11 protein-coding genes and 1 pseudogene are annotated in these 13,055 nt (G+C 45.4%); 6 read left to right on the top strand and 6 right to left on the bottom strand.

Translation table 11 applies throughout. The features are described from left to right. The 5 genes from E8Q33_RS03190 to mnhG are packed head-to-tail and all read left to right on the top strand — an operon-like array spanning position 1 to position 3,006. Entirely contained in the window at positions 1-348 is a 348-nt protein-coding gene (locus E8Q33_RS03190; RefSeq protein WP_069295530.1) for a Na+/H+ antiporter subunit C, read from the top strand. Further along, positions 345-1,853, top strand: coding sequence for a Na+/H+ antiporter subunit D (locus E8Q33_RS03185; RefSeq protein ID WP_069295531.1), 1,509 nt, complete (start codon positions 345-347; stop codon positions 1,851-1,853). Before E8Q33_RS03190 ends, E8Q33_RS03185 begins: the two co-directional genes overlap by 4 nt. Then, complete coding sequence (locus E8Q33_RS03180) at positions 1,850-2,323, top strand: Na+/H+ antiporter subunit E (RefSeq protein ID WP_069295532.1); 474 nt, start codon at positions 1,850-1,852, stop codon at positions 2,321-2,323. Before E8Q33_RS03185 ends, E8Q33_RS03180 begins: the two co-directional genes overlap by 4 nt. 10 nt (positions 2,324-2,333) lie before the next feature. Continuing rightward, complete coding sequence (locus tag E8Q33_RS03175) at positions 2,334-2,606, top strand: monovalent cation/H+ antiporter complex subunit F (protein ID WP_136552730.1); 273 nt, start codon at positions 2,334-2,336, stop codon at positions 2,604-2,606. Further along, positions 2,599-3,006 (top strand): monovalent cation/H(+) antiporter subunit G, encoded by a 408-nt coding sequence (mnhG, locus tag E8Q33_RS03170; protein ID WP_069295534.1) that lies wholly within the window; start codon positions 2,599-2,601, stop codon positions 3,004-3,006. Before E8Q33_RS03175 ends, mnhG begins: the two co-directional genes overlap by 8 nt. Here mnhG and E8Q33_RS03165 read toward each other — a convergent pair. From E8Q33_RS03165 to E8Q33_RS03145, 5 genes are all read right to left on the bottom strand, one after another. Then, positions 2,997-3,542 carry a hypothetical protein gene (locus E8Q33_RS03165; RefSeq protein ID WP_245652055.1) on the bottom strand — a complete coding sequence of 182 codons (546 nt, stop codon included), beginning with the start codon at positions 3,540-3,542 and terminating at the stop codon, positions 2,997-2,999. The genes mnhG and E8Q33_RS03165 overlap by 10 nt on opposite strands. Then, on the bottom strand, positions 3,539-3,904 hold the full coding sequence (locus E8Q33_RS03160; RefSeq protein ID WP_136552966.1) for a lysozyme inhibitor LprI family protein: 366 nt from the start codon (positions 3,902-3,904) through the stop codon (positions 3,539-3,541). The genes E8Q33_RS03165 and E8Q33_RS03160 overlap by 4 nt, the downstream gene beginning before the upstream one ends. Before the next feature lie 144 nt (positions 3,905-4,048). After that, positions 4,049-5,617: a GGDEF domain-containing protein gene (locus tag E8Q33_RS03155; protein ID WP_069295536.1), complete on the bottom strand. Its 1,569-nt coding sequence runs from the start codon at positions 5,615-5,617 to the stop codon at positions 4,049-4,051. Between the two features lie 202 nt (positions 5,618-5,819). Next, positions 5,820-8,036: a cation-translocating P-type ATPase gene (locus E8Q33_RS03150; protein WP_136552728.1), complete on the bottom strand. Its 2,217-nt coding sequence runs from the start codon at positions 8,034-8,036 to the stop codon at positions 5,820-5,822. Between the two features lie 71 nt (positions 8,037-8,107). Next, positions 8,108-9,913 (bottom strand): SLC13 family permease, encoded by a 1,806-nt coding sequence (locus tag E8Q33_RS03145; RefSeq protein WP_136552727.1) that lies wholly within the window; start codon positions 9,911-9,913, stop codon positions 8,108-8,110. 150 nt (positions 9,914-10,063) lie between these two features. On the opposite strand from E8Q33_RS03145, the gene E8Q33_RS03140 reads away from it, so the two are divergent. Continuing rightward, positions 10,064-11,593 carry a bifunctional GNAT family N-acetyltransferase/carbon-nitrogen hydrolase family protein gene (locus E8Q33_RS03140; protein WP_136552725.1) on the top strand — a complete coding sequence of 510 codons (1,530 nt, stop codon included), beginning with the start codon at positions 10,064-10,066 and terminating at the stop codon, positions 11,591-11,593. A 23-nt stretch (positions 11,594-11,616) separates the two neighbouring features. Here the strand turns inward: E8Q33_RS03140 and ccoG are convergent. After that, positions 11,617-13,042 (bottom strand): annotated as a pseudogene (gene ccoG, locus E8Q33_RS03135) (cytochrome c oxidase accessory protein CcoG). Between the last annotated feature and the right edge of the window lie 13 nt (positions 13,043-13,055).

Raw genomic sequence — 13,055 nt, 5'->3', positions numbered from 1 at the left:
ATGGAATCGCTGATGGCCTATGTGATCGGCATTCTGTTTGCTGCGGCGATTTATATGATGCTGCGGCGTTCAATTGTAAAACTGGTTATTGGTTTAATCATTCTTAGCAATGCTGCCAACTTATTGATTTTTGCCGTTTCCGGTATGACCCGTGGCGCCCCGCCATTAATACCCGAAGGTGCAGCAGCACCGCTGGGAATCATTGCCGATCCTTTGCCTCAGGCATTGATCTTGACCGCCATTGTTATTGCCTTTGGGGTATTGGCCTTTGCCGTGGTTTTAATTCACCGCGCCTATGAAGTGGTAGGCAATGATGATCTGGACCAAATGAAGGACACTGACACTTGAGCCCGGAAGTAGTATTACCAATAATTATCCCGTTATTTGCCGGAGCGCTGACATTAGCCTTTTGGCGCTCCACGTTTTATCAACGTTGGATCAGTCTATTTGCAACTTTCGCTTTGCTTGGCGCAGGTGTCTGGTTATTAGAAAGTACCCGTGAAGCGGGCTTTGTGGTGATGCAGATGGGCGGTTGGGCAGCCCCGTTTGGCATCACTATCGTGGCTGATTTACTTAGCGCCATTATGATCGTGTTAACCGGCATTATCGGCGTGGCAATCGCTATTTATTCAATGGCCGACACACCGGATAAACATCAAAAGTTCGGCTATTTCCCGTTAATGCATTTGCTGCTGGCCGGTGTTTCCGGTTCATTTTTGGCGGGTGATATTTTCAATCTGTTTGTCTGGTTTGAGGTGATGTTGCTGGCCTCCTTCGCCCTGTTGACCTTGGGCGGTGAACGATCCCAGATGGAAGGGGCAATTAAATACGTCACACTGAATCTGTTTTCATCTGCGATATTCCTCTCCGCCATCGGTTTGTTATACGGCATGGTAGGCACGCTCAACATGGCGGATATTGGTGACAAACTGAGCCAGGTTGAACATACCGGCATGGTCAATGTTTTGGCGATGATGTTTTTGATTTCGTTTGGTATTAAAGCCGCCGCATTCCCGTTATTTTTCTGGTTGCCTGCGTCATATCACACGCCTTTAGTTGGGGTATCAGCCTTATTTGCTGGCCTGCTGACCAAGGTCGGTGTATATGCTTTATATCGAATTTTTACCCTGATATTTATTGGTGATACCGAATTTACCCATACCATTTTGTTATGGATTGCCGTGCTCACCATGTTAACCGGTGTTTTGGGTGCGGCAGCCCAATTCGAATTCCGCCGTATTCTGTCGTTTCATATTGTCAGCCAGATTGGCTATATGTTGCTGGGACTGGCGTTATTCACCCCGTTAGCCATTATCGGCGGGGTGTTTTACATCATGCATCACATCATTGTGAAGACTAATCTGTTCCTGATAAGTGGTGTGGTGTATCGACTGCTGGGCAGTTATGACTTGAAAAAGCTGGGCGGGGTTTATAAACATCGTCCGGGACTGGCCATTTTATTTCTGGTCCCTGCCCTGTCGCTTGCCGGGCTACCACCGTTATCAGGTTTTTTCGCCAAGTTTCTGGTGATCCGCGCTGGCCTGGAAGTGGAAGCCTGGGTGGCAACAGCTATTGCCTTACTGGTCGGCCTGCTGACTTTATATTCAATGATTAAAATCTGGGCGGAAGTGTTCTGGAAAAAACTTCCGGAAGGTATTGATGACTCACGATTGACGGGCAAGAAAACCGACAAACAGCTTTGGGTGATGTTGATACCGGTGGTCGGCTTAACTGTATGCACGTTGTATATTGGCCTTAACGGTGAGCCCATTTATCAATTAGCCAGTGAGGCAGCCGATCAGTTGCTCAATCCTGCAGGTTACATTGAAGCGGTGTTAGGAGAGAGACCATGATTGGGTTTTTCTTAAATATTGTATTAGCTCTTTGCTGGGTGGCGTTGACGGGGAGTTTTGGCGGTCTGAATTTTATCTTCGGTTTTGCGTTGGGCTACATAGTGCTCGCCATCGTACAACATCAGTTACCTTCAATGAGTGGCTATGCTCAACGGCTGCCACTGTTATTACGTTTTTCCGGTTTCTTTATCAAAGAACTGGTCAAAGCTAACTACAAAGTCGGTTTTGATATTTTGACTCCGCCGTGGCATATGCAGCCAGGTGTAATCGCTTTTCCACTGGAAGCTAAATCGGATTTTGAAATCACCATGGTGGCAAACTTTATTTCATTAACTCCGGGGACATTAACGCTGGATATTTCGGATGATCGTCGCGTGCTGTTTATTCATGCGATGTTTTTGCAAGATGAAAAAGCGTTGTTAACCGAACTCCATGAAGTCGAACGGCGTTTGCTGGAAATTTTGCGCTGAGGAGCCTTATGTGAATACGTTTGTGATTAATCTCGTTTATCTGATGTTATCTACTGCATTACTACTCAGCTTCGTCAGAATGGCCAAAGGCCCTTCGTTGCCTGATCGTGTTGTGGCACTGGAGCTTATTGCTTCTATCGTCGCCGGTATTGTCGGTGTGCATGCCATTGATACCGGTGTCAGTAGTTTTCTTGATGTGGCCATCGTTTTGGCGTTAACAGCATTTTTGGCGGCCATTGGTTTTGCTCGCTTTCTGGAACGTGGAGGCCCACGTGATGACTGATTTATTTGTCGGTTTTTTTCTGATTTTTGGTGCAGCGTTAATGCTGCTCGCCGCTATCGGTATTATCCGTTTGCCTGACTTACCGACACGGATGCATGCCACTACAAAATCCGGCGCTTTGGGAACAAGCTTGATTATGATTGGTGTGGCAGTTTATTTTGCCGACATTACTGTTGTTACCAGGGTGATTGCCATTATTGCGTTTATTATTCTCACCGCACCGGTAGCGGCACATGTAATTGGACGGGCGGGATATTTTGTTGGTGTGCCGTTATGGGAAGGCACGGTAAAAGACGATCTGCAAAAAAACTATGATCCTGAGACCCATTCACTGAGCAGCGGTTTGGAAAAGCCGGCTCCAAGCAAAAAATCGGCAAAACCAAATAAACGTCAAAAATAACTTTCTTCTGCTGGATATAACTGCATGACACCACTGCGGCCTTTAGCATCGCCAAGCAGCCAGATTTGTTCAAAAGGATGCGCCTGAGGTAGGACAATCTGCTGCCGATGCTTCTCAAAATCGCTTTGTTGCCATAATGAATTCATATTGCGTAACACCAGCCATACTCTCTGAGTATGGTAGTTTTTCTGTGCTTTACTACTGAGCACAGCATTGAGCGCTGCAATTAAACGACTATTGACGGGTAATTGGGTCAGGCGATGTAAAGCCGCCAACATTTTTTCATCTGCTTCTCTGCCCAAAATCAGCTTAGCCTCAGCTTCACTGCCATAAATATGCGCGATTTCCAAATCCAGTTTGCTGTCATTGAGATAACAGGAAACATCAGGTTTGCGAGGCAGGTTATGCCAGATATGCCGCATCGGCGTGCCAAACTGCTTTTCATAAAGTCGCATAAACAGTTTTGCCGCTTCATGCTCTAAATGTATTTTTTCCTGGGTACTGTTGTGCAGCGGAATGATTTCAGAATCGCTCACTTGGTATCTATTTTCGGCTCAGGTAACAGTGGTGGCGTGCTATCCATGTATGTCAGATAACTGTGCCAGATTTGATGGGTGCGTAATTGTGTCATGCGAATAGAACAACCCAGGCCCATGATGCTGCGTATGGTGCCGTCACGCCAAATATCGTAAATTGAGCTACATTGGTCCAAACGATAGACCAGCCAGCTTTGCTGGGCCTTTTCAATAGATTCCACGATTAATTCATTCTCTTTGTATCGGGCCAGGGCTTCTGCAAGGTAATGCTGTAACTCCACCTCATGCTGCTCCAGTTGCTCTGCCAGGCAAACTCCTATTTCATAGGTATTGTTGGCATCCGGACATTTATCAGCAGCCATCAGTTGGCTCGACACAAATAACAGAAAAAAACCAATTGCTCTCATAACCATTCCCAAAGACACGTTTTACAAGGGTTAAAGTTAACTATTTGTTTTATAAAGTTCCGCCTGTCATTGAAACAACTTTATAAAACGTCATAACAGTTAAGCTTGTAGTTCTTCTTGAATACAAATATTACGGCCTTGTTTTTTTGCCTTGAACATGGCGGTATCGGCGCGTTTAAACACATCTTCGGTATTATCGCCTTTATGAAAAGTGGCGATACCTGCGGAAACGCTAATCGGCACAGGTTTGCCATCGTATAAAAATCGGGTACTGCCAATTTCTTCGCGAATTTTATTGGCCAACACCATAGTTTCAGTTAACGCGGTACCCGGAAAAATCCCGACAAATTCCTCACCACCAAACCGGGCAACAAAATCAATTTCACGAGTCGAAGTCGATAAAATCTCAGCAATACGAATTAATATCTTATCTCCTGCCAAATGCCCGAGGCTGTCATTAATTTGTTTGAAACTATCGATATCCCACACCACTAAACTCAATGGTTGTTTGTAACGCTGCCAACGAATGTATTCGGTTTCTAACGCATCCATCAGCGCCTGCCGATTGCCAATACCGGTTAACGGATCTTTGCGCACCATTTCATGTGCTTTGCGAATACCATCTTGCAAAGATTTGGTTTCATTTTCCAGTTCCTGTAAACGGTCAGTCAGTTTTTTGATTTCCAGTTGTGATTGTAAATAGCGACTCTGATCGATGTTTCGATATTCATCTACAGCGCCAGATAATGCGGACAATCTCTCCCGAATTATTGATTTGAGTTCTCTGGGTTCGCTGGTGACATCAATCTGCTTACGAATATCATCCAAACCAGCATCAACACGTTCACCGATCATCTGGCGCTGGTTAAATGCTTCTGCATCATCTTTTACGGTAATCCGCAACAGATCGTCCAGCTCATTAATGCGCTCACTTAAGGTAGAGAGAAAAGCTCGGTATTCGAGCTGTTGCAGCTGTGCCTGAGCACCCAATGAATTAATCAAATTCACGAGTGCATCAATGACTTGCGGTAAGTTCTTTTTATTGGTTTGAGACTGCAGTTGGTCGCGTATTGCCCGCAGCTGTTCATTGAACATCTCTGGTAATTGCAGGTTATCAATAAGACCACATAACAACTGTGATACTTCAGTATTTAGTTTGCTCAACCCCAGTTTCTGCAAAATGCCTGAACGAGGTTTGTCAGTATTAACCAGAGGGACTAACTTATTGGAAAACATATCTTCCAGTAAATTTATAAACTCAGGTAACAACTCACGGGCTTGTTCATTGGAAGCATCTTTCAATTGGATCAGCAAATTGTCTACTCCCGGCTGTGAATCAGCCGGAATGCTCAGCGATAACAGAAGATGGCGTAATAACTCGGAAGCATCCGTTCCCTGCGGCCTTTCATCCATTATGCTGATATATTGCTGAATTTTTTCCAGAATATCGCTGATCCGCTCAGCATCTTTTTTACTGCGTAATTCCTGTCGAAGCGAATGTAAGTGTTTGTCTAAAGCGGGATCAATACCTTCTGAAACCAATGCAAGCCGTCCAAGACTGCGTTCCAGAATTTGTATGTAGACGGTTTGATTCTCGTCGCGTGCAAGCAGCTCAAGATACTTTTGCTTCCATTGCTCAAGTTTATTTTCCAGTTCTTCTGCTGCCATTGTTCAACCTTCTTTAAGGCAAATTAGACTTACTTCTACTATGGATACTACAACAGCTACGAAGGAATCTGAACTCAAAAATTAAGTGTGGTGTGATACAAATCCAAAATGCTTAATCAAAGATTTTGTAATGTGAAATAGTCTAATTTCGAGAACATTAATAAACCTCAATTAGTACAACGTGTTATCGAATATTCAATATTTAGTGAATATGTTTTACACGCTGCAACCTTAGGGCATTTAACACGACAGAGATAGAGCTAAATGCCATTGCTGCTCCAGCCAGCCAGGGTGCCAACAAACCTGCGGCCGCAATTGGAATGCCCAGAGAGTTGTAAGCAAAAGCCCAAAACAGATTCTGCCGGATATTGCGAACCGTCAGATGACTTAATTGAATGGCATCAACTACGGCATTCAAATCGGCTCGCATCAACGCAATATCCGCCGTTTCAATAGCCACATCGCTGCCACTGCCCATAGCAACTCCAATATCCGCCTCTGCTAAAGCTGGAGCATCATTAATACCATCACCCACCATTGCCACTACCTGGCCTTGCTGGCGTAACTCGCGGATCTTATCGGCTTTGTGTTCGGGCAACACCTCGGCAATGACCTTATCAATGCCTAACTCATTGGCGATTGCCTGGGCAGTAATATGATTATCTCCAGTCAACATAATGACTTGCAGCCCACGTTTTTTTAATGCGCTAACGGCTGATTTTGCTGTATCTCGAATCGTATCAGCTACCGCCAGCAGACCAATGACCTTTTGATCGACTGCAATCAATATGGCCGTTTTGCCCTGCTGTTCCAGGCTTTGTTGCTGCGCTAACCAGTCACCAACTTCAATCTGATAATCTTGCATCAATTTTTTGGTGCCAATCACAATCTGAGAGCTTTTTCCTGCTAATTCGGTACTTGCCACCACGCCATGACCACTGAGTGATTGAAAATTCTCAATATCGGTTATTGGGTTGTCGGATTGCTGCAGTCCGTTAACGATGGCTTGGGCCAGTGGATGCTCTGATTTGGCTTCAATTGCACTAACCACACTGGCAATAAAGGATTGATCAACATTCTCTGCCACCACAAAATCGGTTAACGCTGGTTTACCTTGAGTCAACGTACCAGTCTTATCAAACACCACCGTGGTCAGTGACTGTGTCAGTTCAAGCGTATCAGCCTGTTTAAACAATATGCCCGCCTCTGCAGCCCGACCTGAACCCGCCATGATAGAGGTAGGCGTGGCCAAACCCAGTGCACAGGGACAGGCAATCACCAATACGGCCACCATGGTTTCCAATGCTTTTCCAATATCACCAGGGCTAAACCAGAACCACCATAGTATAAAAGTAGTGATGGCAATCGCCACCACGACTGGCACAAAAATGCCCGAGACTTTATCTGCCAGACGTTGGATAGGCGCTTTAGAACCCTGAGCCTGCTCTACGACTCGGACAATTCGAGCTAATGCAGCCTCTTCGCCCAGGTGAGTTGCACGAACCCGCAGAAAACCATTTTTGTTAAAGGTAGCGCCAACCACTTTGTCGTTCAGGCTTTTTTCTACCGGCATGCTTTCGCCGGTCAGCATGGATTCATCGACAGCAGATTGGCCTTCAATGATCACACCATCCACCGGAATCTGCTGACCAGGTTTAATCTGCACAATATCGCCGTGTTGCAGCTCTTTAACCGAAACCAATTCGGTCTGACCGTCAGCAAATTCACGTAGTGCCTGCTGTGGCTGCAGCTTTAACAGTTTTTTGATTGCGTCAGATGTATGGCCTTTGGCGCGTGCCTCAAACCATTTACCCAGCAGAATCAAGGTAATTAATACCGCGCTGGTTTCAAAATAAAGGCCATCATGTGCTGCCATCGCACCAAATTTAAAGGTCAGCCATACACTGTAAAAATAGGCAGCTGAAGTGCCCAATGCCACCAGCACATCCATATTGGCACTACGATTTTTTAACGCGAAATAACTACCGCGATAAAACTGCCAGCCAATAATAAACTGCACTGGCGTGGCTAATGCCATTTGAAACCAGGCATTCATCAACAAATCTGGAACTGGTATACCGCTGGTCCAGTTGAAATGGCCGACCATGCTGTAAAGCAAAGGCAACGACAGTATCGCTGCAGCGATAAACTTATAAAACTGCTTTTGCTGTAATTGCTGGTTGGTATCTGTTTGAGGCTGTTCGATATCAATCAAAACCGCAGCATAACCGGCTTTTTCGACCACTTTTACTAGACTTGCTGCATCCAGATTGTCACCGCGAAGAGTGGCTTTTTCATTAGCATAGTTCACCTGAACCGATTTAACCGATGGTGTTTTTTTTAATGCTTTTTCAATGGTGTTGGCACAGGCGGCGCAGCGCATTCCACTAAGTTGCAGTTGAACAATTTGCTGAGCCATTTTATGTCCTGTTTATTAATTTCAGTGAGCCACTCATCTATAGATTGGGGCACAACTGTTCAACCACAAGCTTACAAAGGCCATACCCACAAAATTACTGGTAAGGCTGTCAAAATCACCAAAATGGATAAAGGCAAACCCAGCTTCCAATAATCATTAAAACTATAACCGCCCGGCTCCATCACCAAAGTATTTGATTGATGGGCAATCGGTGTGAGAAACGCACATGAAGCGCCAATGGCCACTGCCATCAGTAACGGATCAGCCGAAACATCCATGCCACTGGCAACACTGATCGCAATCGGGGCCGCCAATATCGCCGCGGCAGCATTGTTGATGATGTTAGACAATAACATTGTCGCGATCATCAGAATCACCACGGTCATCGCAGGAGGCGAAGACTCTGCCATATTGAGCAGCAAATTAGCGATTAATTCCGAACCGCCGGTCGCCTCTAAGGCCTGACCTACCGGCAACATCGCGGCCAACAACACAATCACTGGTAAATCGAGACTTTTGTACAATTTAGCCACGGGTAATAAACCAGCAAAAAACATTGCCACTACACCGGTGACCATTGCCGTTGCAGTAGAAACTGCATCAAACATGATAAGTCCTATCACCGCGATAAAGATTGCTGAAGCGATAGCGACTTTACGTGGCTGCCCCAACTGTAAACCTCTTGAAGCCAATGGCAGACAGCCCAACTCACTCATTACTGACTTGAGTACATCATCGCTACCTTGCATCAACAGAATGTCGCCGGCGACAAAACGGATTTTATGTAATCGTTGTTTAAGCTGATGGCCGCGGCGTGCCACAGCAAGAATATTGATTCCATAACGCTGGCGAATCGACAGGCTGCTTAGGGTATTACCAACCAAAATCGAGTCATGTGCCAGAATGGCTTCAACGACATCCAAATCCTGAGGTTTTTTCGGTTTTTCTGCTTCCTCATCCTGCTCGGTTTGCTGATCGGTTTTATCCCCTGCCAGTTTTAACTTCGTTACATCGGTCAGCGCTTTCAAACTATCAGAATCGGCTTCAATCAACAGTACATCATCTTGATGCAAAACTTTATACATTGATGGCGTGTTGAAGTGGTCATCACCACGCAGTAAAGCCACAACGGTTATATCAGCTTCGTCTTCGACAGCCGAAACCAGATCCATCAAACTTCGGCCCTTATAGTCGGAATCCTCAGGCACATTTAATTCAGTAAGATAACTGCTGATTTCAAATAACTCATCGCCACTGTTTGAAGCCTGACGTTGTGGTGTAAGAAAACGGCCTAAACACACCAGAAAAATCACACCAACCACAGTAATCGCTATGCCAACCGGTAAAAAGTCAAACATGCCAAATGCCGGCAAATCTGTTTGAGTACGATAACTGGCAATAATGATATTCGGCGGAGTACCGATTAATGTTAGACAACCACCGAGTAATGAACCAAAAGCTAACGGCATCAGAAACATTGATGGCGAATGACCGCTCTGCCGAGACATCCAGATTGCCACAGGCATTAATAAAGCTAAGGCGCCAACGTTATTCATAAAGCCTGAACAAATCGCTACGGTCACCGTCAGCGCGGCCATTTGCAAAGTAGGATTATCTCCGGCTTTGGTCAGCTGGCGAGCGATAGCATCGACCACTCCGGCGTTGACCAGTGCTTGTCCGATAATTAATACCGCCGCTACCGTTATTACTGCTGGATGGCCTAGTCCTGAAAACGCTTCATCGGCAGGAATCAAACCAGTTAAGGCAACGGTTAATAACGCTAATACAGCGACGATGTCATAACGCAATTTATCCCAGATAAATAAACCAAGTGTTGCCGCTAGCACAGCAAAAATAATCATTTGATCAGTGGTCATAACATCCCTTTTTTGGCAGGCAATATAGCAGTTTGTCTTGGACGAAGCTTTAGTCAGGGTTAATCCACAGAATTAATGCTTATGCGCTGAACATGCTGGCTAGCATCTGCTAGACTCAATGCGATATTTCTGATTAATCACGGAGCAAGTATGGCCCACGAAGAGCTGCATCTGAATTTACGTAATCTCACTTTGGAGGATTACGACCAGCTCAAAAATCTGATGGACACTGTCTATGACGATATTGGTGGCGCCTGGCCCAAACCGACCATTGAAGCTTTGATTAACCAATTCCAGGATGGACAGATTTGCATCGAAGATTCAGGCGAGTTAATTGCCGTCGCATTAACTGTTATGGTCAGTTATGAACGGTTCAGCAACCCGCATACCTACGATGATTTGATTCTGAGTAACGATAAAATCTGGCATAACCCGCATGGTGACTCCTTATACGGATTGGATGTATTCATTCATCCGGAATACCGCGGTTACCGTTTAGGTCGTCGCTTGTATGAAGCTCGCAAAGAACTGTGTCGCTCAATGAATCTACGGGCCATTCTGGCTGGTGGTCGTATCCCCAATTACCATAAATACGCAGACAAGTTTTCACCTGCTGAATACATTGAACAGGTATCGCGTAAAGAGATTTATGATCCCATTCTGACTTTCCAGCTCTCCAATGATTTTCAGGTGATGCGGCTGATGCATAAATATCTGCCGGAAGACGAAAAATCATTAGGTCACGCCACATTGCTGGATTGGAACAATATTCTTTACACACCGCCATCTTCGGTATTAAACGTTCGTAAAACCCAGGTGAGACTTGGCGCTGTGCAATGGCAGATGCGTGAATTTACTTCCGTTGAAGAAGTACTGAAACAGGTCGAATATTTTGTTGATGCCTTATCCGATTACAAAAGTGATTTTGCTTTATTTCCCGAATTCTTTAATGCACCGTTAATGGGATTGACCGATCAGGTTGATCAGACTCGAGCCATTCGATTCTTAGCCAGCTATACCCAACAATTCCGTGATGCCATGTCCGATATGGCAGTCAGTTACAACATCAATATCATCACCGGTTCAATGCCGTTATTGGAAAATGACCGAGTCTATAACGTCTCGTATCTGTGCCATCGCGATGGTCGGGTTGAAGAACAACGCAAAATCCATATTACCCCGCATGAACGACGCGACTGGGTCATTGAAGGTGGCAACAAATTTCAGGTGTTTGAAACCGATGCCGGCCGCGTTGCCATCATGATTTGTTATGACATTGAATTTCCAGAATTAGGTCGTATTGCTGCCGATCAAGAAGTGGATATTATTTTCGTGCCCTTCTGGACCGATACCAAAAACAGTTATTTACGGGTACGCCATTGTGCACAGGCTCGCGCGATTGAAAACGAATGTTATGTCGCCATCACTGGCAGTGTGGGTAACCTGCCAAAAGTTGAAAACCTGGATGTGCAATATGCTCAATCGTCGGTGTTTTCGCCTTCCGACTTTGCCTTCCCGCATGATGCAATCATGGCCGAGACTACACCCAACAGCGAAATGATCATGTTCTCTGATCTGGATTTAGACAAACTCAAACTGGTGCGTAGTGAAGGTGCGGTCACCAATCTGAAAGATCGCCGTGCTGATCTCTACGAACTATTCATCAAAAATACCGACTAGCGTTTGTTCATCTCGCACCCAAGTTATTTCTTGGGTGCGATAAAGATGGTTTGATAGGTAATTTCCGACTCAGGCCCGTCAATCACATCAACATTGAATATAAGTGGGCTGATACCGGCTTGCAGCTTATCTTCAGGCACTTTAACCAATGCTGTGATGGTTAATACTTTAGCCGGTTCAATAACATAGCTTTCATGAATACCATGCAGGTTCGCCCCGTCCAGACCTTCAATCCGATATTGCACTTCGATGGGCACATTTTCTTTATTAAGTAATTTCAGCGTATAACGATTCTGAATCGAGCCATCACTCAAACGTACAAATAGCGGCTGACGATCCGGACTGACACTGAAATCCGTTGCAGACAGTGATAAAAAGCCATAAACAATACCTGCCAGAGAGGCCAACAGGATCAGCGTGTAGATAATCACTCGAGGACGTTTATACAGCGCTTGCGGTTTGCTATGACCTTGCAACTCAGCGTATGAAGCGTAACGAATCAAGCCGCGCGGGCTCATTGATTTTATCCATTACCGAATCACAGGCATCAATGCACAAACCACAAGTGATACAACCTTCCTGTTGGCCTTTACGGATATCAATACCGGTCGGGCAGACATTGACGCAAAGTTTGCAATCAATACAACTGCCTTTACTCGGATCGGTCTGACCTTTTTTAAGTTTACCGCGAGGCTCACCACGCTCGGCATCATAGGCCGGCAAAATCGTATTCTGGTCATACATAACACCTTGCAATCGTGCATACGGACATAGCCAGAAACACACCTGCTCACGCATAAACCCGGCAAATACATAGGTAAACGTAGTAAAGATTGCCATCGCTATCCACACTGCGATATGTGCCTGGAGCGTAAATACATCACCCCACAATTCAAATGCATCGGTGAACCAGGCAGAAAATGTCAGCCCGGTCAGTAAGGCAATCGCCATCCACAGACTATGTTTAGTGAATTTTTTCAAAACTTTACCGATCGACCAGGGCGCTTGTTTGAAACGTAATTGTTTTTGGGGCGTGTCACCCTCAAATTTGGTTTCGATCCAGGTATAGATATCGGTCCATACCGTCTGGAAACAAAAGTAACCACAAAATACCCGTCCAGCCACACTGGTTACTGCCGCCAGCAGAATGGCGAAAAACAATAAGGTGAGCGACAGCATCCAGATATCCTGCGGGAAGATAGTCAGTTCAAAAAAATGAAACTGACGATTGGGGATATCCAGCAAGACTGCTTGGTCGCCATTCCAGCGAATGTATGGCACCAGAAAATAGATCAGCCATACAGACATGCCAAACCATTTCAGGTTACGAAAACGGCCAGACATCCGTTTGGCGACAATTTTCTCGCCACCGGCATTCACATCCCAGTCGGCCATTTCTTCGTAGATATCGCCATTTTTTTCCATAAAGTGAATAGGTTGTTCAATCATGATTTTTCTCACT

The organism is Methylophaga sp. SB9B, from assembly GCF_004832235.1.
In the GTDB taxonomy this organism is placed as follows: domain Bacteria; phylum Pseudomonadota; class Gammaproteobacteria; order Nitrosococcales; family Methylophagaceae; genus Methylophaga; species Methylophaga muralis.
Note: the sequence above shows the minus strand (reverse complement) of the source record. Positions and strands in the feature narration are given on the sequence as shown.

Coding starts and splice junctions, on each gene's coding strand:
- E8Q33_RS03190 (WP_069295530.1), top strand. CDS start 1: ATGGAATCGCTGATGGCCTATGTGATCGGCATTCTGTTTGCTGCGGCG.
- E8Q33_RS03155 (WP_069295536.1), bottom strand. CDS start 5,617: ATGGCAGCAGAAGAACTGGAAAATAAACTTGAGCAATGGAAGCAAAAG.
- mnhG (WP_069295534.1), top strand. CDS start 2,599: ATGACTGATTTATTTGTCGGTTTTTTTCTGATTTTTGGTGCAGCGTTA.
- E8Q33_RS03180 (WP_069295532.1), top strand. CDS start 1,850: ATGATTGGGTTTTTCTTAAATATTGTATTAGCTCTTTGCTGGGTGGCG.
- E8Q33_RS03140 (WP_136552725.1), top strand. CDS start 10,064: ATGGCCCACGAAGAGCTGCATCTGAATTTACGTAATCTCACTTTGGAG.
- E8Q33_RS03145 (WP_136552727.1), bottom strand. CDS start 9,913: ATGACCACTGATCAAATGATTATTTTTGCTGTGCTAGCGGCAACACTT.
- E8Q33_RS03160 (WP_136552966.1), bottom strand. CDS start 3,904: ATGGCTGCTGATAAATGTCCGGATGCCAACAATACCTATGAAATAGGA.
- E8Q33_RS03150 (WP_136552728.1), bottom strand. CDS start 8,036: ATGGCTCAGCAAATTGTTCAACTGCAACTTAGTGGAATGCGCTGCGCC.